A 23,220-nucleotide genomic window follows, 5' to 3' on the forward strand; every position below is an offset into this window, starting at 1 on the left:
TGTGGAAAATAACGAAATAATGCCCGTAGGCGGAAAAGAATTTTAGCAAAATCGTTAAAGCAGCAAAAAAATCCCGTAAGTCTGCATTACAAAATTATCTTTATGGACACGAGAACCTTATACAGATACGGTCACTTATGTTAAAAGAATACCGCGAACCCGAAGAACTGCTGTCTGACGAATCGTTTTTGTCCTGGTACTTCCAACAGGAACAGCCTTCCGGCGGTGATTGGGACCGCTGGATGGACGAAGGGCCCGGCCGAAAGGAGCTGGTCCTGGAGGCCGTCGCCATGCTGGAGTCGACGGTTGTCCGGGAAAAAGGGTTGCCGGCAGGGCAACTGGAACGCGCCGAAGCCGCGTTGTTACAAAGGATCGGTACGGGCGCCAGGGTGGCCGAGATGGCGCCGGCGCGGAGTAGTCTTTCCGGACATCGTAACTGGCGATGGATCGCTGCCGCCTGTATCCTGGTTGTTCTGGCCGGAGCCATGGTCGTCATGCGGATAAGATCCTCGGGCGAGCAGGTGCTTGTCACTCAATATGGCCAGCTGTCTACGAGGGAGTTACCGGACGGCTCGCAGGTTACGATCAATGCCAACAGCCGGATCCGCTATGCCAACAACTGGAAGGATGGCGGGGAGCGGGAAGTGTGGATGGAGGGCGAAGCTTTTTTCCATGTCAGAAAGACTCTCAACCATAGTCCGTTCGTCGTTCATACCGACCGTTTCGATATCATGGTTACAGGAACCCAGTTCAACGTCGTCAGCCGGCCGGGAAACGCCAATGTCATGCTGCGCGAAGGCAGCGTGATCCTGCATGGAAAGGATGGGCGGGAACTGGATATGGTGCCGGGGGACTTTGTGGAGTGGGATGGCAGGGGGTTGAACAGGAAAACGGTACAGCGTGACAGTGTGCTTGCGTGGAAGGACCGGAAATTGTTCTTCGACAAAACGCCGTTGAAAGATGTTGCCACCATCATCGAAGACCAGTATGGCGTAAAGGTGCGGCTGTCGGATCAATCCATCGGCGACAGCACGATCACGGGTATCATGCCCAACAACGATCTGAATGTATTGCTGCAGGCGTTGGAGGCAACCACCGATTTCGATGTGATTAAAAGCGAAGGTAGTATTCTGATAAGGGCTCCGGTGCGTTGATGTAGTAACCAAAACTCTGTTTGAATGAAAAAATCGAGTGCCACCACTTATTGGCTTGGATTTTTTCTTGCGTTGCAATTGACGGGATTTCCCATCCGGCAATTAAATGCCCAACAGTCGCCGCCCACCGTCCCACCTTCTACTCCCGAGAAGAAAGCCCTGCTCGAAGTACTCATCGAACTCAATCGCACAAGAGGGGCGTATTTTCTTTTTTCGCAGCCGCAAATGGGCAAGACTCTTGTCACGCCGCCCAATCCTTCCGCCAATGCAAGCATAGAAAAAATCCTGAATCAGCTGCTACGCAACACGGGTCTCGGCTTTAAGAAAGTGGACGAACAAACCTTTGTTATCCTGCGCCGGAAGAAATTCGATCTCACGGCGGATAGCGCTGTCAATAACCCGCTGCCGTATGAGGAGGAGGATGCCGGGTCACTGCCGTCGCAGGAGGCGCCGTCGGGGACGGTCGGCGGCAGGATCATCGACCGGGAGGGTAAGGTGCTTCAGGGCGTCAGCGTCTCCGTCCGGAATACGCATCGCGGAACCGTCACCGACCTCGCCGGTGAGTTTATGATCAAAGCGGGGAACGATGATATGCTGATCCTGTCCTTTGTAGGATATTCCAATAGGGAGATCCCCGCCGGGTTGGCGGGGAAGGCGCCGATCGTGCTGACCGCATCCGATCAGCCCCTGGCCGAAGTGCTTGTTACGGCACTCGGTATCAATAAACAGGAAAAGAGCCTGGGTTATTCTACCTCGGAAGTGGATGGGACGGCATTTACCCAATCGCGCGAAGTCAACCTCGGCAATGCTTTAACGGGGCAGGTGGCCGGGGTTACCGTCATGCAGAACGCCACCGGTCCCTACGGAAGCAGCCGGGTACTCATCCGTGGCAATGCATCGCTGAGCGGGAATAATCAGCCGTTGTATGTCGTCGATGGCGTTCCTTTCGACAACGCCAACCAGGGATCTTCCGGTCAATGGGGCGGCGCCGATCTCGGTGACGGCCTGTCCAACATCAACCCGGACGATATCGAATCGGTCGTCGTCCTGAAGGGCGTTGCAGCCTCTGCCCTCTATGGCTACAGGGGTGGGAATGGGGCGATCCTCGTCACCACTAAATCGGGATCGAAGACCCAGGGCCTCGGTGTGCAGGTGAACAATAATTTCACCGCCAACCGGGTCATCGACGAACGCGATTATCAATATGTCTACGGACAAGGCGTTTCCGGCGTGAAGCCCGGCAATACCGGGGTTGCCCAGTCGGCTTCGTACTTCAGCTGGGGTGCGCCGCTGGATGGCAGCAAGGCAGTGAACTATCTGGGCGACACCTATGCTTACCGACCGGCCCGGAACAATTTCAAAAATTATTTCCAGACAGGCATCACGAACCAGAGCAGCATCGCCCTTACCGGCGCCAATAACAAGGGGCATTTCCGGCTCGGCATCTCCGACCTCTATCTCAATACCATCGTTCCTAATTCTTCGATGACGCAACAGGGGCTGAACTTCAATTCCACTTTTTTTATTACGAACAAGCTCCAGATGGATCTGAAGGCGGACTATGTCTTTGAACAGGTGAACAACAGGGCCTCGTTATCGGATGCTCCGGGTAATGTGATGGCTGCGCCGCTGTATCTAGCCAACTCCTTTGATATCCGCTGGATGAAGGATCGCCGGGTACTGCCGGACGGAACGGAGTGGCTGCCGGGGACAACGGATCCCTACTTCGAGAATCCCTATTATATAGCCTACGAATATCAGAATACGACGAACCGCAACCGGCTGACGGGCGGCCTTACGTTGAGATACAATCTGCTGGACTGGCTCTATGTGCAGGGACAACTGTCAAGGGATGGTTATTTGTTCAATGTGACGCAGATAGTGCCTTCGGGCGTCGAGTATACCCGCACCGACGGCATGCATGGAGGCAACCTCACCCAGTATGAAGTGAATTTTCATGAGATGAACAGTGGCTTTATGATCGGGGCAAACAAGAAGTTCGGGGGAAACTGGACGTTCGCGGTGAATGCGGGGGGAAATCAGCAGGACAATGTCAATAATGTCGATGGCATCGGAGACGTGCCGGGTTCGGGGGACCGGCCGGCCGGGCCCTTTATCGTAGCGGGGGACTACAGTCAGGGGAATGTCCGGAACAAATCCTATAGCGCGATAGACAAGCACTATCGCGTCAATTCGCTGTTTGCCTCCGCGGACCTCGCCTACCGGAACTTCCTGTTCTTCACCGCTACCGCCCGAAACGATTGGTTCTCTACGCTCAATATTCAAACCGATGCCTACCTGTATCCTTCTCTATCGACCAGCTTTGTCTTCTCGGATGTTCTGCGGCTTCCCGCCTGGTTCACCCTGGGAAAGCTTAGGGCCTCCTATGCCGGTTCGTCCAACGGGACAACCCCGTACCAGAATATGCTTACCTACGGCTTGCAGGGATATACCGTCGACAGCGCGCAGGTGGGCTACGTAGCTACGAATGGCGTCATTCCGGATGCCTTCCTGCGACCCGTGAGTATTTCGGAAGTAGAGTTCGGCGCCTCCCTTCATTTTTTGCAGGACCGGTTGGGATTGGATGTCTCCTTCTACGATAAGACGACCACAAACGATATCGTCAATGTGACCGTAAGTCCTACTTCGGGATATACCCAGAAGGTGGAGAACATCGGCAAGGTGCGGAATAAGGGGATAGAACTGGGGTTGACGGCGACCCCGGTACGATCGGCCAATTTCAAATGGAACCTGGCGTTCAATCTGGCGATCAATTCCAACAAAGTACTCTATCTGGGTGGCCTGCCGTCGATCGTGATCAATGGCGCCTACCCCCGTTGGGGCAGCGAGGTAAGTATCAGTAACGTGGTCGGCATGCCTTATGGACAGATCATGGGTTTTGGGTATAAGCGGGATAAGGACGGGCATATCCTCTTCAGCGACGGGGTTTCCAATCCGGCGCCCGCCGGCGAACCCGAACAGACCGGGCTGATCCCGCTGGGATCGACTACCTATAAGCAAACGGGCGGCCTTACCAACGAATTCCATTACCGCAACTTCGCGCTTTCCTTCCTGATCGACTTCCGGTTTGGCGCAAAGCTTTACTCCGGCACGAATCTCCTGCTATATTATTATGGACTGTCAAAGGCGACGTTACCCGGCAGGCAAACGGGCTTTGTGGGAAAGGGGATCTTGGAGAACGGTCACGCGAATAATCTTCCCGTCCCCTCCCAACAGTATTTCCAGGATATCTCGGCCAGCGGAACGGATCATATTGCCGAGGAATTTGTGTATGATGCCAGCTTTATCAAGCTACGCGCCTTGTCCCTGGCGTACAGCGTCCCGGCGAAATGGCTGAAAAAGAAGTTCATAAAGGAGATGAGCTTTTCGGTGGTGGGCCGGAACCTGGCGATCCTGCTCAAGCACGTCCCCAATGTCGATCCTGAGTCCAGTATCAACAACACCAATGGCCAGGGACTGGAAGGATCGGGATATCCTGCCGTTCGTAACCTCGGGTGCAATCTTAGTTTGCGTTTTTAGGGGATTAGTAGAAAAAACTTTGACCGGATACATTACAGGAGTGGTAAAGGTGACACTCTCAATGATACACTAAAACGCTGTAAGATGAGAAAATTCACCCTCTGGCAGGGCGTGCTTGGATGCTTGCTCCTCATCCAACTGCTCTGCTGCCTGCCGGCTCGAGCGGCGGGAAATTTCGGGCCCGTCACCGGGACTATCACAGACAATAATGGAAAGCCGCTTTCCGGCGTCACGATCATCGTGAAAGGACAACGAAAAGGTGTCTCTTCCGATGCTACGGGGACGTTTACGATCGATGCCAAGAATGGTGACGTACTTGTTTTCTCGATGATCGGTTATAAAACGCAGGAAGTGAGGCTGGGTACACAGACCACGGTCACCGTCGAACTGGAACCCTCCAGCCTGGAGATGACGGAGGTGGTGGTAACCGCACTGGGTATCAAGAAACAGGCCCGTGCACTGGGATATTCCACCACCCAGGTGGATGGTTCGCTGCTGACAGGATCCCGCGAGATCAATGTGGGCAACGCACTTACCGGGCAGGTAGCCGGGGTCAACGTAGCCGGCGATGCTACGGGTCCTTACGGCAGCAGCCGCGTGATCATCCGGGGTAACGCCTCGCTCAGCGGGAATAACCAACCGCTCTATGTCATCGACGGGGTACCTTTCGACAATACCAACCAGGGGCAGTCCGGTCAGTGGGGCGGCGCCGATCTGGGTGACGGCCTCTCCAACATCAACCCGGACGATATAGAAAGTATCCAGGTACTGAAAGGAGTGGCGGCTTCCGCGCTCTATGGTTATCGCGGGGGTAACGGGGCGATCCTGATCACCACTAAATCCGGCGCCCGGACCAAGGGTATCGGGGTCGAGGTGAACAACAACGCCACGCTGAATCAGGTGATCGATGACCGGGACTATCAATACACCTACGGTCAGGGTGTCCTCGGCGTCAAGCCAACGACACAAAGCGCCGCATTGGGGGCTCCCCAGTCCAGCTGGGGCGCGAAACTGGATGGCAGCGATGCGGTCAACTTCCTCGGCAACACGGTCAAATACAGCCCGCAGAAAGACAACTTCAAGAACTTCTTTAAGACCGGTCTTACCAACCAGACTTCGGTGGCCCTGACAGGCAGTAACGACAAGGGCCATTTCAGACTGGGTCTCTCGGACCTCTACCTCGGCACCGTCGTTCCCAACTCCAATATGAAACAGCAGGTCGTGAACTTCAACTCGCAGTACAATATCACGAAGAAGCTGCAAATGACGCTTACCGCCAACTATATATTTGAAAATGTAAAGAACCGGGCTTCCTTCTCCGATGCGCCGGGGAACGTGATCGCGGCTCCGATCTATCTGGCCAATTCTTTCGATATCCGTTGGATGAAGGACAATCAGCTTAATCCGGACGGTACGGAACTGCTGCCCGGATTGGATTCTTACTTCGAGAATCCCTATTACATCGCTTATCAATATCAGAACAAGACGGCCCGAAACCGCCTCACGGGTGCGTTGACGCTGAAATACAATATCCTGGACTGGTTGTACGTACAGGGGCAGGTGCAGCGGGACGGCTATATCTTCGATGTGACGCAAATCACGCCTTCCGGTGTCCCGTACACCCGGAGCGATGGTATCCATGGCGGGAATATGACGCAGTACGAAGAGAATTATCATGAGCTGAACTGGAGCGGCCTGTTGGGCATGAACAAGAAGCTTGGCGAACACTTCTCGCTGAGTGCGAACGCCGGCGCCAATCAACAGGATAATGTCAATCAATACTACGGCGTAGGCGCCGTGCCGGGTTCAGGCAATGGCGGTGCGGGTCCCTTCCAGATAGCAGGGTTCTACAGCCCCAATAACATTTCCACCAAGCCTTTTGGGATCAGCTATTCGCACTATCGGGTGAACTCCGTCTATGGAAGCGCCGATCTTGGGTTCAACAACTATCTGTTCCTGAGTGCGACGGCCCGGAACGACTGGTTCTCCACCCTCAATTACAATACGGACCGGTATCTCTATCCTTCGGTAGCCCTGAGCTGGGTCTTCACGGATGCGCTGAAACTGCCCTGGTGGATCAACTTCGGGAAGCTCCGCACTTCCTATGCGGGCGGATCCAACGGTACCTCGCCTTACCTGAATACCCTGACCTATGGATTGCAGGGTTATTCCATCAGCGGCCAGCCGGTAGGCTATGTTGCCGGCGCCGGTGTCATCCCGAATCCAAACCTGAAGCCCGTCAAGATACGGGAGAAGGAGATTGGGGTGAACCTCGAATTCCTCAACAACCGCGTGTCCATCGATGCCGCCTACTATGACAAGCAAACGACCGATGATATCGTACAGGTGACAGCCAGCCCTACTTCCGGGTACACCAAGGCCGTACAAAATATCGGCAAGATCAGCAATAAAGGTATCGAACTGCTGGTGAGCGGTACGCCGGTCAAGACCCGGGATTTTGCCTGGGATATCTCCTTCAACATCGCGCAGAACAACAACAAGGTGCTCTATCTGGGGGGTCAGAAGAGCATCACCATCGACGGGGCCTTCCCCCGCTGGGGTGATGAGGTGAGCATCAGCAATGTGGTGGGGATGGCTTACGGACAGATCATGGGCTATGGCTACACTACCGACCAGAAGGGACAGCGGGTCTTTAACGATAACGGCGAACCGGTGCAGAGTACAAAGGTAGTGCCTCTTGGCAGCAGCGTCTACAAGCAGACCGGCGGCTTCCGGAACACCTTTACCTATAAGGGTGTATCCCTGGCCGTGCTATTCGACTTCAAGTATGGCGCCAAGATCTATTCGGGCACCAACCTGCTGCTGTATGCCAACGGCTTGCAAAAGACTACCTTACAGGGTAGGGAAGGCGGCTTTGTCGGAAAGGGCAATAACGAGTCCGGAGCCCCGAACACCGTGAGTGTTGCCGCACAGACCTATTTTACGGATATCTCGGCAGGTGGTTCGGATCATATCGCGGAAGAGTTTGTTTACGACGCCAGTTTTATCAAGCTGAGGTCGCTGACCCTGACCTATACGCTGCCTTCGAAGATCTTACAGAATACGTTTATAAAAGGGATCAATATCGGTCTGGTGGGACGTAATCTTTGGACCGTGATGAAACATGTTCCCAATATCGATCCGGAGTCCAGCCTCAATAACAGCAATGGCCAGGGCCTTGAACTGTCCGGCTTTCCTGCAACCAGAAGCATGGGTCTGAACGTAAACTTCAAATTCTAACCTACAAGAAAAAGAATATGAGAAATAAAATTCTTTTACCAGTGGTCGCGGCCTTCGTACTATCAGGGTTGGGCAGTTGTAAGAAAGACTTTGTGTCTATCAATACGGACCCTAATCACATCACCGCTGCCAATATCAATTATGCCTATCTGTTCACCAATGCGCAGTTGATCGCCTCCGGCAACAGCGATGCCAACGGCTATGAAGACTGGCGGAACAACCTGATCTATTCCTCCTGTATGATCCAGCATCTGTCTTCCACCGCGGGATATTGGGATGGAGACAAATACCTGTACAATGCGGGATACAACTCCGCGTACTGGGATGACAACTACAACAACAGTGTCACCAACATCGTGGAAGTGGTAACGCATACCGCCACGGATGACAACCAGGCTAATTTTTACAACATCGCCCGCATCTTCAAGGCGTTTATGTTCCAGCGCATGACAGATATGTATGGTGACTGTCCCTATACGGAAGCGGGTTTGGGATTTATCAAGGGGATCACGCAGCCCAAGTATGACAAGCAGCAGGATATCTATACCAATATGCTCAGTGAGCTGGCAGATGCGGCATCCAAACTGGACGCCGGCAAGCCCAACACGGTTGGCAAGGCCGATCTGCTCTATGGAGGCGACCCCGCTCTGTGGAAGAAGTTTGCCTACTCCGAGATGGTGCGTATCGCGATGCGGATGTCTAAGGTGGATGCCGCCAATGCCCAGAAATGGGCGCAGGCAGCCGTGGCGGGAGGGGTGATGGCCTCGAATTCGGACAATGCGATCGTCGCCCACCAGGCGAATGCCACCGGAACGCCCGTGCCCAACGGCACCGGACTGATCCTCATCGGCAACGATCCGAATGCCTACCGGCTCAGCAATACGTTTGTAAGCTATCTGAAAAGCACCGGCGATCCCCGGCTTTCCTATCTCGGAACCGTTTGTGCCGATCCCACCGTCGGGACAGACAAGGGCGATACGAGCTATGCCAAGCAACTGGGGCAGCCCAACGGCTATGATGCTCCCAACAGCAACAGCACCTTTGACCTGGTGAAGGCTCCCAACTGGCCCGGTGATCAGAACAAATACTCGGTAGTCAACCGCTATACTTTTTCCCGGCTGGACGCACCCAGTTTCCTGCTCACTTACGGTGAGACGCAGCTGTTGCTGGCGGAAGCCGCGCAAAGAGGCTGGGTCACGGGGACACCCGCGGCGACATTTTATGCTAACGGCGTAACAGGCGCTATGGCCCAACTGGGGGCACAGGCCGGGGCTGGTCCTTCCGATGCCGCCATCACGGCCTACCTGGCCGCGAATCCTTATAATGCCGGCGGCTTTATGAATCAGATCAACTCCCAGTATTGGGTAGCCAGCTTTATGGATGAGAACGAGTCTTTCGCCAACTGGCGTCGCACGGGGTATCCGACACTTACCCCCGTTGTCTATCCGGGAAATGTGACCAGCGGGACGATCCCGCGCCGGTTCACCTATCCGCAGGGTGAGGCTTCCACAAACAGTACCAATTACACGTCCGCTGTCAGCGGCCTAAATAATGGAGATAAAATGACTTCCCGCGTTTGGTGGGATGTGCAGTAGTTCACGGTTTTCTGACCATTCAAGACAAGAGAAGAGGGGGGATCTAATGATCCCCCTTCGTTATTTTCAGCGTTATCGCATAGTCTCCGCGGATATTCGGCGGCGCGGTAATGATCAGGTTCTTTCCATCCTGCCGCCATTTCAGCTTCTCTTTGCGGCCCAGGATGGTGATCTTACTCCGGGGCTCTGCCTTGTATTTTTCGATCACGATCTCGGCGGGTAGCGTCACCTCTTTCTGTTTGTCTTCGCCGAGGACAAAGGCATAGACATTGGCGCTGTCCTTTGACTGCGTCAGGTATACATTCCCGGAAGACCAGGGAGCGATCGTCCGGCTGTTATAGATCCCTTCGCCGTTGACCTTGAGCCAGGCGCCCATTTCCTTTAGCCGGGCATAGGCTGTGTCGTCGAAGTCGCCTTCGGGCGACGGGCCGACATTCAGCAGGAAGTTGCCGCCGCGGGAAACGATCTTGACCAGCAGCTGCACCAGCTGCGCCGTCGGCTTATAATGATCGTGGGGAACATAGCTCCAGGAATTGCCCATCGTCATACAGGTTTCCCAGGGGTCATCCATGGGATGGACGGGAACCTGTTGTTCGGGGGTGGTATAGTTCTCGTATTCACCCTGTACGCTCCGGTCGACGACGATAAGGCCCGGTTGATGACTGCGGGCCATCGAAGCGATATGGGCCATGTCGACATCCTGGTCGAAGTGGATGCCTCTTTGCCATTCCACGGCGGGGTCGACGGTGTAGAGGGGGCGAACCCAGCCGCCGTCAAGCCAGAGAACGTCCATCTTGCCGTAGCCGGTCATCAGTTCTTCAATCTGTTTATAGGTGTAGTCGCTGAAAGCTTTCCAGCGTTCGGGATATTTTGCAGGATCATAGTTGACATTCCGATCCTTTGGCGGGAAATAGGGCCACCAGTAGTTTTCGCTATGCCAGTCAGGCTTTGAGAAATAGGCGCCGATCATAAACCCGTCCTGCCGGAAGGCGTCGAAGACTTCCTTTGCGACATTGCTCTTCGGGTTGGTGTGGAACGGGGTCTTGTCGGACGTGATCCGGTAATCCGTCTGTTTGGTATCGAACATGCAGAAGCCGTCGTGGTGCTTGGTGGTAAAGACGACATATTTCATCCCTGCGTCCTTTGCCGCCGCGGCCCATTTGGCCGGATCGAATCGGGTGGGGTTGAAGGTAGTCTGCAAATTTTCATAGGCCTTTACATAGCCGTTGTAGGTGGCTGCATAAGGACCCCGCCGCTGTGTCCAACCTTCGTCTTCAGGGCAGATGCTCCAGCTTTCGACGACGCCCCACTGGCTATAGGTGCCCCAGTGCATCATCAGGCCGAACTTGTTGTCCTGCCATGCAGAGATCTTTTCCCGGACAAGGGTGTCGGCGGGCCGGAAATAAACCTGGTAGCTGTTGGCCTTCCAGAGCGCGTAACGCTTATACTGGTCGGCGAGCCGGTGTTCAAATTCCGTATAGCTGCGCTTTACCTTCGGACTCCAAAGGACTTCCGACAGGGCGCTGAGCCGTGGGAAGAGCATGTATTCCACCTTGCGGGGGTTCGCCATATATTCCGACCACATATTGGCCTGCGCGCCTTCGATATATTTGGCTTCCTCGTCGGTGAGGCCGGCGGGGATGGGCTCGTAGCTGTATACTTTTTCCAGCGGCAGATAACCGCCGATAGTGAGCGAATCGTCGTTATGCGTCTGCGCATGATCGAAATAGACGTAGGTGCCGGGTGTCATGATCACGTTGTGGTGCTGCTTAGCCGCTTCGATCCCGCCCTTCTCGCCGCGCCAGCTCATCACCGTGGCGTTGGGTGCGACGCCGCCTTCGAGGATCTCGTCCCAGCCGATGATCTGCTTGCCTTTCGAGTTGATGTATTTCTCCATGCGGCCGATAAAATAGCTTTGCAGCTCTTCCTCGTTTTTGAGCCCGAGCGCCTTCATGCGGGCCTGGCATTTGGGGCAGGTCTTCCAGCTGTCTTTGGGGCATTCGTCGCCGCCGATGTGGATATACTTTGCGGGGAAGAGCGGCAGCACTTCGTCGATCACATCCTGCAGGAAGCTGAACACGCTGTCGTTGCCGGCGCAGAAGACGTCCTTGTGGACGCCGAAGTTGTGTGGTACGGTATACGGCCCGCCGGTGCAACCCAGGTAGGGATAGGCGGCCAGCGCCGCGGTAGCATGGCCGGGCATTTCGATCTCGGGGATGATGGTGATATAGCGTTCGGCAGCATATTGCACCACTTCTTTTATCTGGTCCTGGGTATAATAGCCGCCGTGCCGGGTGCTGTCATCGCCCGTGCCGGGGTGATGCCCGATGATGGTGCCGCTGCGCCAGGCGCCGACCTCGGTCAGGCGGGGGTATTTTTTGATCTCGATGCGCCAGCCCTGGTCTTCGGTGAGATGCCAGTGGAAGTAGTTCATCTTATGTAAGGCGATGTAGTCGATGTATTTTTTTACAAATTCAACGGAGAAGAAATGCCGGCCGACGTCGAGATGCAACCCACGGTAGGCAAACCGGGGATAATCTTCGATGGAAACGGCCGGAATGGAGAAATTGCCTGCCGCGGAGAGCCGGATGGCGGGGCCGTTGGCTGTGCTTTCAAATGGGCTCAGGGGCAGCAGCTGGATCAGCGTCTGCATTCCATAGAAGGTGCCGGGGTCTGTGTCGCCGGCGATCGTGATGGCGGTCGTCGTGGCTTTTAGCGTATAGCGACCTTCCCGCGGGGCACTGCCGCCGGTAGTTTGGAATTGGATATAGTTGCCGGCGGGCGCGGACGCGACCACGTGCAGATGCAATCCATAGTATCGTTGGAGGTAGTCGTTAAAGAAGGCGACGGTGGGTTTTTGCGCCGCGTCCGCAACGATGACGGTGTGCGCATCGAGGAGAAAATGACCTTCTTGCCATTGAGTGCTGACGGGTTGGGGGATGATGCCGACGGGTTGGGCATACAGGAAGGTACCCGGAATGACTATTCCGAGTACCAGTAGCAGTCGTAGGATTTTGATCATACGACGAATATAAATCATTATTACCAAACGGGCCGAAGGCTCGTCGACAGGAGGCCAGACATTAGCGCAGCACTGGCAGGATTATCCCGCTGGGGTGGGCTCCATCATGATAGATGCGGATCGTCGCCTTTTGGAAATCGTTTTGTGTTGCCGTCGGGATATTGACGAAGGTCTGCGGGTTCCGGTCGGCGAGCGGGAACCAGCTGCTCTGCACCTGGACCATGATCCGGTGGCCTTTTTTGAAGAGATGCGCGATCTCGTTCATGTCGAAGGATATTTCGGTGGGTTGTCCCGGGACCAGGGGTTCGGGTTTCTCGAAGCTGTTGCGAAACTTGCAACGAAATATATCGGCCCGGACGAGGCGTTGGTAGCCGGTGGGATCGATGGTCGTTTGGATGCCGTCTTCGCGGCCGGGCAGTACGTCGATCAGCTTCACGATCAGATCGGCATCGGTACCCGTGGAGGAAAGAAAGATATCCGCCCGGAGTCTGCCGGTGACGGTGATGGAGTCGGTGAGCGGTGCGGTTTGATAGACCAGTACATCGGGGCGGTGCGCGGCGAAGCGCTGGTCGGTGACGATATATTGGTTGTCACGGCCGCCGTGGGTCCCGTCGATATACGGAACGGGGTGGGCGGGATCGCTGACGTACTCGTCATAGCCCGTGATCTCTCCGGGAGCCGGCTCCAGGCCTCCGCCGGGATGGAGAAGATATTTCACCGGTGTCGCCTCTTTTGGCGGCCAGGTCGAATACTGCTTCCACTGGTTGGAGCCTGTTTCGAAGACGGTGGCCTCCGCGAGGGGCGCCATTGCCGAATCCTTCAGATAGTGGTTGAAGAATTCGCTTTCGATCTCGTGATAGTGTTCGTTTACATTCTGTTTGAAATCGAGAGCGCCGAATTTTGTCCAGTTACCGCCGGCCCAGGCGCCATGGGTCCAGGGGCCCATGACGAGGTGGTTGTCGTTTGGCGTGGATTGTTTTTCGATGGCCTCGTAGGTGCGAAGCGCGCCGAACATATCTTCCGCATCGAACCAGCCGCCGACGACCAGGACGGCGGGACGGATATCTTTCAGGTGCGTGCGGATATTTCTTGCGCGCCAGTACTCGTCATAGGTGGAGTGGCCGAGGTATTCGTCCCAGATCTTTCCCTGGTGGTTGAAATACTCCGCGTTGTTGCTGTTCTTTATCGGGCCGAGGCGCAGGAAGAAATCGTAGGCGTCGTGGATGTCGGCGCGGAACAGGTTGCGGCTGTAGTTCTTCACGGGCTCGGGCCGGGGGATATCGAAGAAGTTGTCAAAGTCAAAATTGTCGAGCAGGAAGAAAGCTCCGTTGTGGTTGGCGTCGTCGCCGATGAATTCATCGGTCACGGGCGCCTGCGGAGAGACGGCCTTTATCGACGGATGGGCGTCAGGCAGTGACGCGGAGGCATAGAAGCCGGGATAAGAAATGCCCCAGAGGCCCGCCCGTCCATTGTTGTTGGCAACATGCTTTAACAACCAGTCCATGGTGTCCCAGGTGTCGGTGCTTTCATCCGTTTCTTTGGAACCTTTTTTGTGATCCCTGGCCGGTGTCATCTCCTGGAAGTCGCCTTCGCTCATATACCGGCCGCGGACGTCCTGGTAGACGAAGATATATCCGCCGCGCATGAGGCGGCCCGAGGGCCCCAGACTCCGCCGATAGAGGGTATCGCCATATGGTCCCGAAGAGTAGGGGCTTCGCTCCATCAGAAACGGCCAGGGATGGCTATGATCCTTTGGCGCGTAGATGGCGGTGAACAGTTTCCTGCCATCGCGCATCGGGATATACACTTCGGTCTTGTCGTAGTGATGCTTTACATAATCCGGGTCGGGGGCCGGGGTCTGGCAGGTGCTCAGCAGGGGCAGCAGGAGCAGACACAATAAGACAGGTTTTGGCATATATTTATTTTAGGACCGGCAGGATGATCTTCGAGGAATGGTCGGCGTCATGGAATACCCGAATCGTCTCCTTCTGAAAATCGCTGTCGCTGGCCGTATAAATATCCACAAATTTTTGCGGATTCCGGTCAACCAACGGGAACCAACTGCTTTGGATCTGGATCATCAGCCGATGTCCTTTTCTAAACACATGGGCTACGTCCGGGACGGCGAACTTTACTGTCTCCACCTTGCCGGGAGCGAAGGGTTTTGGCGTTTCAAAGCTTTCCCTGAAGCGGCCCCGCATGACTTCGCCATGGACCAGCATCTGATAGCCGCCCATGGGATAGGTCGCTGCATTGTCATGGCTGCGAACCGGTACCGGGCCTTTCGGTGTATAGCTGAAGTCGTCCGGGAATACGTCGATCACCTTTACCACGAAATCCGCATCGGTGCTGCTGAGGCTTACCTTCAGGTCGGCGACTACGGGGCCTGCCAGGGTCAGGTCTTCCTGGAGGACGGGTGTCTGGAAGGTGAGCACATCGGTGCGGCGGGAAGCGAAGCGCTGGTCGTCCGTCATATATTCCCGGGTGCGGAAGAAATGGACATCTTCCGTATAGGGGACGGGATGGGCGGGATCGCTGATGTATTCGCTAAAGCTGCTCCTGGTCTTTGGTGCTTCCCAGCCAAGCGTGCCGTCGGCCTGCAGATAGATGGGCTGTTCCTGCGAAGCGCGCGGCGGCCATTGGTCAAACTGGTGCCATTCGTTGGCGCCGCTGAAGAAGACGGTGGCGGCGGGCAGTTTGGGTTCAGCCCCCTTTCCTTTTAGGTAGTAGTTGAAGAACGGGATCTCGATATTGTTCTGATACCAGGCGGAGGTATTGGAACCCCACTGTACATTGCCCAGATGTGTGCCGTCATTCGATGCCCACTCGCCGTGATACCAGGGCCCCATTACGAGATGACTATTGGTTGCCGGAGACTGTGCCTTGATCGCCTTGTAGAGATTCCAGGCGCCAAAGCAGTCTTCCGCGTCATAAAGACCGCCCACTACCAGCATGACAGGTTTTATATTATACATCGCCACCCGTGCGTTGCGGGCCTGCCACCAGGCGTCGCGGTTGGGATGGGCGTAGAGGTCTTTCCAGAAGGCGATGCTGTCGCCGGTAAGCTTCATGATATTTTTCAGGGCGCCCGTTTCGAGATACCATTTGTAGTTGTCCTTTGTATAATAGTCGAAGCCGGTAGGTCCTACGGTCGTCGGATGCGGACGGGGTTTGCCGAAGGAGGAATAGAAGGCCCAGCCGTCCATCTGGAAGAAGGCTCCGTTGTGATGAAAGTCATCACCCATGAACCAGTCTGTTACCGGAGCCTGCGGGCTGACGGCTTTCAGGGCAGGGTGGGCGCTGGCCGCGGCCATCGTGGAATAGAAGCCGGGATAGGAGATGCCGAAGACTCCCACCTTCCCGTTGTTATGCGGAACGTTTTTCACCATCCAATCGATGGCGTCATACGTATCACTGGCTTCGTCAACGTCGGTGGCCGATTTTTTGTCTTTTATAAAAGGCCGTACATCTACGAACTGTCCTTCGCTCATCCAGCGGCCGCGTACATCCTGTGATGCGATGATATATCCTTCCCGCATATAATAGCGGAGATAGCCGGTATGGAAATTGCGCCATTTGTCTTCGCCATAAGGTGCACAGGAATAGGGTGTCCGGGTCAGCAGGATCGGATGCTGTTCGGTAGTGTCTTTTGGAACATAGAAGGTGGTGAACAGCTTTATACCATCCCGCATTGGAATATAACGCTCTATCTTATAGTAATTTTCCCGGATCCAGGCGCTGTCTTGCGGGGTGCCTTGCGGATAGGCGGCTGTAGCAGCCGAAAAAAGCAGTAAAAAAAGAAGTTTTCTCATTTTATCCATTAATTTTAGCAGTACTTGTATAGGCTTGTTTGTCCGTAACAATTACTGGCCAATATAGGGAAAGTTGGCTATTTAAGGCTCGGTTTTTTTTATGAACGCAGAACAACAACTGATAACCGCATTCTATTCCAATTTCCAGAAAGGTGATTGGAAGGCTATGCTGGACTGTTATCATGAGGAGGTTTTTTTTTATGATCCCGTATTCGAAAGTCTGGAGGGGGTGAAGGTCCGGGCCATGTGGGAGATGCTGGTGAGCAATGCCGGCGACCTCAAACTGAGTTTTGAAAAGGTGGAGGGCGCGGACGGGTATGGCTCCTGCGAATGGACGGCGGTATATACCTTTACGCTCACCGGAAGAAAAGTGATCAATAAGGTCAGGGCGCATTTCTATATCAGCGAGGGAAAGATCGCCGAACACCAGGATGACTTCAGTCTTTGGAAGTGGAGTGCCCAGGCCTTTGGCCTCCGCGGCCTCTTACTCGGCTGGTCGTCTGCGTTACAACAGCGGGTCCGCGGCAAGGCGCGAAACAACCTGGAAAGATTTATGGCAGCAAAAAAATATTGACGATTATGTCCAACCGACGTTCCTTTTTACATTCCTCCCTTTTGGGATCACTTGGTCTTTTCCTGGCAAAAAAAGCGTGTGCTGTGGCCCCGGGGTCCGGCGCCGGTGCGGTCAGCGAACCTGTGACGGGTCAGCCCGTCGTCATCTCCACCTGGGATACCGGGCTGGCGGCAAATAAAGGCGCCTGGGAGGTGTTGAGCCGCAGCGGATCGGCCCTCGATGCCGTGGAAGCGGGAGTCAAGGTGACGGAATCCTCTATCAACTGCTGTGTGGGACTTGGCGCCAATCCCGACCGGGACGGCTTTGTCACCCTCGATGCCAGTATCATGGACCATCAGTTCAATTGCGGCAGCGTAGCCGCTCTCGAACGGATCAAGCATCCCATATCCGTTGCGCGCCGGGTTATGGAAAAAACCCCGCACGTCCTGTTGGTGGGAGCAGGCGCCCAGCAATTCGCGGTGGCCGAAGGCTTCCCGCTGGAAGACGGAAAATTGTCCGGGGATGCGAAGAAGGCTTATGAGCAATGGTTGAAGAAATCTGAATATAAGCCGGTGATCAATATCGAGAATACGAAAAGCAGTGCATACATGGCGGCGCCTGCCCGCCTGCCTAATGGCGAGTGGAACCACGATACGATCGGCATGGTAGCGATGGATGCCAGCGGCAATCTCAGCGGCAGCGTCACCACGAGCGGGATGGGATTCAAGATGCGGGGACGGGTCGGGGATTCTCCGATCATCGGGGCCGGCATGTTCGTAGATAATGAGGTGGGCGCCGTAGCGGCGACGGGTCAGGGAGAAGATGTGATCCGCATGTGCGGCAGCCATGCCGTTGTGGAATACATGCGGCAGGGAATGACGCCGGAACAGGCCTGCAAGGCTGCCGTGGAAAGGATCATCCGGATCAAAAAGGAAAAAGCAAAGGATATCCAGGTCGCCTTTATCGCGCTGAATAAGAAAGGAGAGACGGGAGCCTATGCGATCCAAAAAGGTTTTTCTTACGCGATCAAGAACAATACCGAGGAGCGAATGGTTGAAGTAAAAAGCATTCTTTAAGAGTATGGGTTTTCAATTAGAGATCTGCGCATTCAATCTTACCTCAGCGATGGTGGCCCAGGCTTCGGGGGCCGACCGGATCGAGCTTTGTGCGTCGCCCGGGGAAGGCGGAGTCACTCCTTCCCCCGGCGTTATCCGGACGGCGAGGGAGAATCTGCGGATCCCCCTGTATCCGATCATCCGGCCGAGGGGTGGAGATTTCCTTTATTCCGATGAGGAGTTTAAAGTAATGCTTCGGGATATCGACTATTGCAAGCAGGCAGGTTGTAACGGCGTCGTCATCGGGATGCTGAACCCCGATGGATCGGTCGATCAGGGGCGCTGCGCCCGGCTGGTGGAAGCGGCCTATCCCCTTGGTGTTACGTTTCACCGGGCTTTTGACTGGGCAGCCAACCCCTTCGAGGCGTTGGAGGCGATCATAAAAATAGGCTGCGAGCGGATCCTGACCTCGGGTCAGCGACCCACGGCGGAGGAAGGGAGCGAGTTGATCGATCAGCTTATCCGGGAGGCGGACGACCGCATTGTGATCATGCCCGGCTCGGGTGTCCGATCGGGTAATATCCTGCAACTGGCGGAGAAGACCGGCGCTTCCGAATTCCACACGTCGGCGCGTTTGCTGCAGGCGAGTGCGATGGACTATGTGAATACCCAGATGAAAGACTCGCAGGACTTTTTCCTGGCGGGTGATGAGGAGATCAAAAAGATAAAAGACCTGCTTATTTCAATTTCGTGATCTTCAGCATATTTGTCGGCAGATGGTCTTCTATCGGCAGACTGCCGGTATTGACGACCACATCCCCACCTTTTACAAAACCGCGTTCTTTCAGGATCGTATGCTGATCGTGGATGATATCGTCCATGCTGACCTCTTCGTCATAGTGGAACGCGCGTACACCCCAGCTAAGGCTCAGCTGATTGATCAGGCTTTTTTCCTTGGAGAAGATATACAACGGCGATCTTGGGCGATAGCTCGAAAGAATAAAGGCTGTGTAGCCGCTCTGGGTCATCCCTACCAGGGCGTCGGCATTGGCATCCCTGGCCAGCTTACACGCGTTGTAGCAGATGGCATCGGAGAGGAACGAAGGCGAATGCGGCTGGGGGACCAGATCGTCTTCGCGGTTATAGGGATACTCGGTCTTTTCCACTTCGAGGATGATCTTACGCATGGTCTCGACGACGAGGGCGGGATGCTGACCGGTGGCGGTTTCCGCGCTTAGCATGACTGCGTCGGCGCCTTCCAGTACGGCGTTGGCGACGTCGGTGATCTCGCTGCGGTTGGGTTTTACGCGGTCGATCATGCTTTCCATCATCTGTGTCGCGACGATTACGGGCTTGGCGCGGTGGATACACTTGCGGATGATCTCGCGTTGGGCCATGGGCACCTTCTCGACAGGCAGTTCGACGCCAAGGTCACCGCGGGCCACCATGACCCCGTCGGATTCCAGGACGATATTGCGCAGGTCTTCCATCGCCGAAGGCATCTCGATCTTCGCGATGACCTTGCTTACGCATTTCCGCTCGACGAGCCGGCGTTTCAGATCGATGATGTCTGCCACCTGACGAACGAAGGACAGGGCGATCCAGTCGACTTTCTGATCGATGATGAATTCCAGGTCGACCAGGTCTTTTTCCGTGAGTGCGGGGAGGGAGATCTTGGTATCGGGCAGGTTGACCCCTTTCTTTGGCAGGAGGGCTCCGCCGTAGGTGACGGCAACCTTTACGTCGCCATCGGGGGAGACGTTTACGACTACCACTTCCAGCTTCCCGTCATCGATGAGTATCTTATTGCCGACCTGAACATCGTGGTGCAGGTTGGGGTAGGAGACATAGATCTTTTCTTTGGTGCCGATCACTTTTTCCCGGGAGGTAAAAGTCAGGATATCGCCGGGGGCGATGGTAAGGCTTCCGTCCTTGATATCACCTACGCGCAGTTTGGGGCCCTGAAGGTCGGCCAGGATCGAGATGTTATAGGGTTCGGAAACATTGATATTGCGGATATGTTGGATGATCTTTTCCTTGTCCTCGTGCGTACCGTGAGAGAAATTGAGCCGGAAGACATTAACGCCGGCCTTTACGAGTTCGAGCAGTTTGTCATAGGTGTCACAGGCAGGACCTACAGTGGCGACGATCTTGGTCTTGTGAAAAGTGTGCTGGAGGCCAGCCTCTTTGTCCATCTCCCGGTACAGGTACTTCGATAAATGTTTTGACATTGAACGTGGATTTTTTTAAGTGACGAGGGCCTTCCAGGTCCTCAGGATGCTAATATTTTTACGATTTTGAGCCAGTCTTCGCTTATCTTTTGTTTGGCCTTTACGGCTTTTTCGAGGGGCGTGTAGTGCATCTTATTGTTGACGATGCCGATCATTACGTTATGTTTCCCTTCCATAAGGCATTCTACGGCAGAATAGCCCATCCGGCTTGCGATGAGGCGATCCATGCAGGTGGGTGCGCCGCCCCGCTGGATATGCCCCAGGACACAGACCCGGGTGTCGGCGGAGGGGATGCGTTCCTTGATGATCTGGGCAACGTCTTCTGCGCCCCGGTCGCCTTCGGCTACGACGATGATATTTACCAGTTTACGCCGTCTTTCTTTTTCGAGAAGCGAATTCACCAGTTCTTCAATATCTGTCTTGCGCTCGGGGATCAGGATATTCTCCGCGCCGGTGGCGATCCCGCTATGAAGGGCGATATAGCCGGCATCTCTTCCCATGACCTCGATAATAAAAAGGCGGTCATGAGCGTCGGCCGTATCCCTGATCTTGTCGATCGCCTCCACGGCGGTATTGACGGCGGTGTCGAAGCCGATGGTGAAATCGGTGCCGGCGATGTCCTTGTCGATGGTGCCGGGCAGACCGATACAGGGGATATCGAATTCTTCGCTTAATTTATGAGCGCCGCGGAAGGAACCGTCTCCGCCGATGATAACCAAGCCGTTGATGCCCAATTTCTTGAGATTCGCATAGGCTTTTTTACGGCCTTCGTGTTCAAAGAATTCCTTGCAGCGCGCGGTTTTGAGAATGGTGCCGCCGCGCTGGATGATATTGGCGACACTCCGGGAGTGCATGGGAACGATATCGTTTTCGATCATGCCGGCGTAACCGCGCATGATGCCAAATACCTCCAATCCATTATAAATACCAGTACGAACAACGGCACGGATGGCAGCATTCATCCCCGGGGCATCGCCGCCTGAAGTGAGTACGCCAATTTTTGTGACTTTGCCTTCCATCTTGGAAATCAGTTCTTAGTTTTGAAAGTTTAAAAAAGCTTTAACCAATGGCAGGATTTGTTGGAAATTTTCTACCTTAAGGCCTTTAGCCGGTCGAAGTCCCAAAAGTAAGGATTTGATCTTGAACCACAAGCGACCAAGCAAAAGCTTATATGGAATTTGGTAAAGTACAATATATAGATAATATAGATTTTACACTCCCACCTGATGATCCGGTGACTGAAAGGGTTTGGGCGCAACTCAAGCCGACACTTGGGCAACCGGCAAAGCGAATGCTGAGGGCACATGTCGGTGGAACCGAGTGGGGGCGTGCCTCCTGGGTCGGCAGGGTATATCCCCGGGGGACAAAATCGAAGGACTTTTTGTCGTTTTATGCAAAGCAGTATAGCACCGTGGAAGGCAATACACTGTACTACGGCCTTCAACCGCCGGCGGTCATTGAACGCTGGGCGTCCCTGGTGGGCGATAATTTTCGCTTTTGTCCAAAGGTGCTGGAGTCGATCAGTCACAAGCAGCAACTCGTGAATGCCGGTGGGGACACCGCCTTGTTCATGGAGGGAGTGCGGCATTTCGGTTCGAAACTGGGGCCTTCGTTTCTGCAATTGTCGGAAGCATTCGGTCCTGACCGGGCCGCGGTGTTGCAGAGCTATCTGCGTGCGCTGCCCCGCGATTTTCAGGTTGGGGTGGAATTGCGGCATCCCGGGTGGTTTGGTCCCGGAGTAGCTGCCGATACCTTTGAGCTTTTCCGGGAACTTGGCGTTGGAACGGTGATAACGGATGTGGCGGGCCGAAGGGATGTTCTTCATATGCGGCTGACCACGCCCGTGGCTTTTATCCGGTTTGTCACCAACGGGCTGCATCCTGCGGACTACCGGCGTGCCGATGCCTGGGCGGAAAGGCTTGCCGACTGGACTTCGAAGGGATTGCAGGAGCTATACTTTTTTGTTCATAGTCCCGGGGAGCAGACGTCGCCGGAGATGATGACCTACGTGATCCAACGGTTCAACGCGCGGCTGGGCGTGGGGTTGACCGTACCGAATCTCGCGAACGGGGGGCAGGCGGAAACGCTGTCGCTGTTTTAAAGCGGAGCGAGGTGGATCTCGGCGAGCATGCAGCGGGCGCTGCCCCCGCCGTTGGTTTCGATGGTTGTCAGGGATGAATGCAGGATCCGGTTGAAGCCTTGCAGTTGGGTTATCTGCGCCGGAGTCAGCGATTCATAGGCCTGCGAGGACATGACCAACAGTTTCTCTCCTTTTTGATCTTCCACCTGCAGCATATTGCCGGCAAAATGATTCATCTGATCAAGTGTGATCGGGATGAGCGTTTTGCCGGAGGCCCGGATGGTGGCTTCGAGGTGTTGCCGTTCGGCGGGGATGGGCAGGGAGTCGAGACAGACGACGACAAACCGGTCGCCGACGCACATCATTACATTGGTATGATAGATATCGCGGCCCGCGCCATCTCTGCCGCTGAAGATCTCGGGCTGATAGCCCATCTTCTGACAGAAATCGAGCAGCACGGCTTTGTCGGTTCGTGGCGACAGACAGGCATAGGCGATGTGCCGGTCGCGGTCGAGGACCATGCTGCCGGTGCCTTCGAGGAAGATACCCTGTTGTTCATAGGAACTGAAGTCGAGGATGGCGTCGATGCGGAATTTCCTGGCGATAGTGTCGAGTACCTCCGGTTTCCGTTCGAGGCGGCGGTTGGCCGCGTACATGGGATAGAGGCAGACCGTGGCATCGTGGTGAAAAGAGACCCAGTTGTTGGGGAAGATGGAATCGGGTGTATAAGGTTGAGGCGTGTCGTCGACGACGGTAACATCTACGCCGTTGTCGCGAAGCAGCTGGGCGAACTGGTCGAACTCCGTCAGCGCCTTGCGTTGCGCGTCGGTCTCGACGCCTGCGACCTGGAAAGCGTTGTTCACCGCCGTTTCCGCGTTGAAGGTAAAGTTCACGGGTCGTATCATCAGGATATGCGAAGTCGTTTGCATGAAGTTTAG

The 23,220-nt window shown here is 55.0% G+C and carries 14 protein-coding genes; 8 read left to right on the plus strand and 6 right to left on the minus strand.

All coding sequences use genetic code 11. The features are described from left to right. The first annotated feature begins 137 nt into the window (after nt 1–137). From VGM48_RS01740 to VGM48_RS01755, 4 genes are all read left to right on the plus strand, one after another. Nucleotides 138–1,154, plus strand: a complete 1,017-nt coding sequence (locus VGM48_RS01740) for a FecR family protein (RefSeq protein WP_331575971.1) — start codon at nt 138–140, stop codon at nt 1,152–1,154. A 24-nt stretch (nt 1,155–1,178) separates the two neighbouring features. Then, entirely contained in the window at nt 1,179–4,694 is a 3,516-nt protein-coding gene (locus VGM48_RS01745; protein WP_331575973.1) for a SusC/RagA family TonB-linked outer membrane protein, read from the plus strand. Nucleotides 4,695–4,778: 84 nt separating this feature from the next. Further along, nucleotides 4,779–7,934, plus strand: a complete 3,156-nt coding sequence (locus VGM48_RS01750) for a SusC/RagA family TonB-linked outer membrane protein (protein ID WP_331575975.1) — start codon at nt 4,779–4,781, stop codon at nt 7,932–7,934. Between the two features lie 17 nt (nt 7,935–7,951). Further along, nucleotides 7,952–9,529 (plus strand): SusD/RagB family nutrient-binding outer membrane lipoprotein, encoded by a 1,578-nt coding sequence (locus VGM48_RS01755; protein WP_331575977.1) that lies wholly within the window; start codon nt 7,952–7,954, stop codon nt 9,527–9,529. 43 nt (nt 9,530–9,572) lie between these two features. Here VGM48_RS01755 and VGM48_RS01760 read toward each other — a convergent pair whose 3' ends face one another. The 3 genes from VGM48_RS01760 to VGM48_RS01770 all read right to left on the minus strand — a co-directional run bounded on the left by VGM48_RS01760 (nt 9,573) and on the right by VGM48_RS01770 (nt 16,363). Beyond that, nucleotides 9,573–12,551: a family 20 glycosylhydrolase gene (locus VGM48_RS01760; RefSeq protein ID WP_331575979.1), complete on the minus strand. Its 2,979-nt coding sequence runs from the start codon at nt 12,549–12,551 to the stop codon at nt 9,573–9,575. A gap of 61 nt (nt 12,552–12,612) precedes the next feature. After that, nucleotides 12,613–14,466, minus strand: coding sequence for a CocE/NonD family hydrolase (locus VGM48_RS01765; protein WP_331575981.1), 1,854 nt, complete (start codon nt 14,464–14,466; stop codon nt 12,613–12,615). A gap of 4 nt (nt 14,467–14,470) precedes the next feature. After that, nucleotides 14,471–16,363, minus strand: coding sequence for a CocE/NonD family hydrolase (locus VGM48_RS01770; protein ID WP_331575983.1), 1,893 nt, complete (start codon nt 16,361–16,363; stop codon nt 14,471–14,473). A 100-nt stretch (nt 16,364–16,463) separates the two neighbouring features. On the opposite strand from VGM48_RS01770, the gene VGM48_RS01775 reads away from it, so the two are divergent. From VGM48_RS01775 to VGM48_RS01785, 3 genes are all read left to right on the plus strand, one after another. Then, the gene (locus VGM48_RS01775; protein WP_331575985.1) at nt 16,464–16,937 is read left to right on the plus strand and encodes a nuclear transport factor 2 family protein; all 474 of its coding nucleotides are present in this window, start codon (nt 16,464–16,466) and stop codon (nt 16,935–16,937) included. Between the two features lie 83 nt (nt 16,938–17,020). After that, a complete protein-coding gene (locus VGM48_RS01780) occupies nt 17,021–17,992 on the plus strand; it encodes a N(4)-(beta-N-acetylglucosaminyl)-L-asparaginase (RefSeq protein ID WP_331575987.1) in 972 nt (323 codons plus the stop codon). A 4-nt stretch (nt 17,993–17,996) separates the two neighbouring features. Further along, complete coding sequence (locus tag VGM48_RS01785) at nt 17,997–18,725, plus strand: copper homeostasis protein CutC (RefSeq protein ID WP_331575989.1); 729 nt, start codon at nt 17,997–17,999, stop codon at nt 18,723–18,725. Here VGM48_RS01785 and pyk read toward each other — a convergent pair. Together pyk and pfkA are read right to left on the minus strand one after the other, a co-directional pair. Next, complete coding sequence (gene pyk / locus VGM48_RS01790) at nt 18,709–20,202, minus strand: pyruvate kinase (RefSeq protein ID WP_331575991.1); 1,494 nt, start codon at nt 20,200–20,202, stop codon at nt 18,709–18,711. The genes VGM48_RS01785 and pyk overlap by 17 nt on opposite strands. Nucleotides 20,203–20,243: 41 nt before the next feature. Next, entirely contained in the window at nt 20,244–21,221 is a 978-nt protein-coding gene (pfkA, locus tag VGM48_RS01795; RefSeq protein ID WP_331575993.1) for a 6-phosphofructokinase, read from the minus strand. 272 nt (nt 21,222–21,493) lie between these two features. On the opposite strand from pfkA, the gene VGM48_RS01800 reads away from it, so the two are divergent. Next, nucleotides 21,494–22,303, plus strand: a complete 810-nt coding sequence (locus VGM48_RS01800) for a DUF72 domain-containing protein (protein WP_331575994.1) — start codon at nt 21,494–21,496, stop codon at nt 22,301–22,303. On the opposite strand, the gene ctlX is transcribed toward VGM48_RS01800, so the two are convergent. Next, the gene (ctlX, locus tag VGM48_RS01805; RefSeq protein WP_331575995.1) at nt 22,300–23,211 is read right to left on the minus strand and encodes a citrulline utilization hydrolase CtlX; all 912 of its coding nucleotides are present in this window, start codon (nt 23,209–23,211) and stop codon (nt 22,300–22,302) included. The two genes, VGM48_RS01800 and ctlX, sit on opposite strands and share 4 nt — an antisense overlap. Between the last annotated feature and the right edge of the window lie 9 nt (nt 23,212–23,220).

This window comes from Puia sp. (assembly GCF_036500295.1).
Classification (GTDB): Bacteria; Bacteroidota; Bacteroidia; order Chitinophagales; family Chitinophagaceae; genus Puia.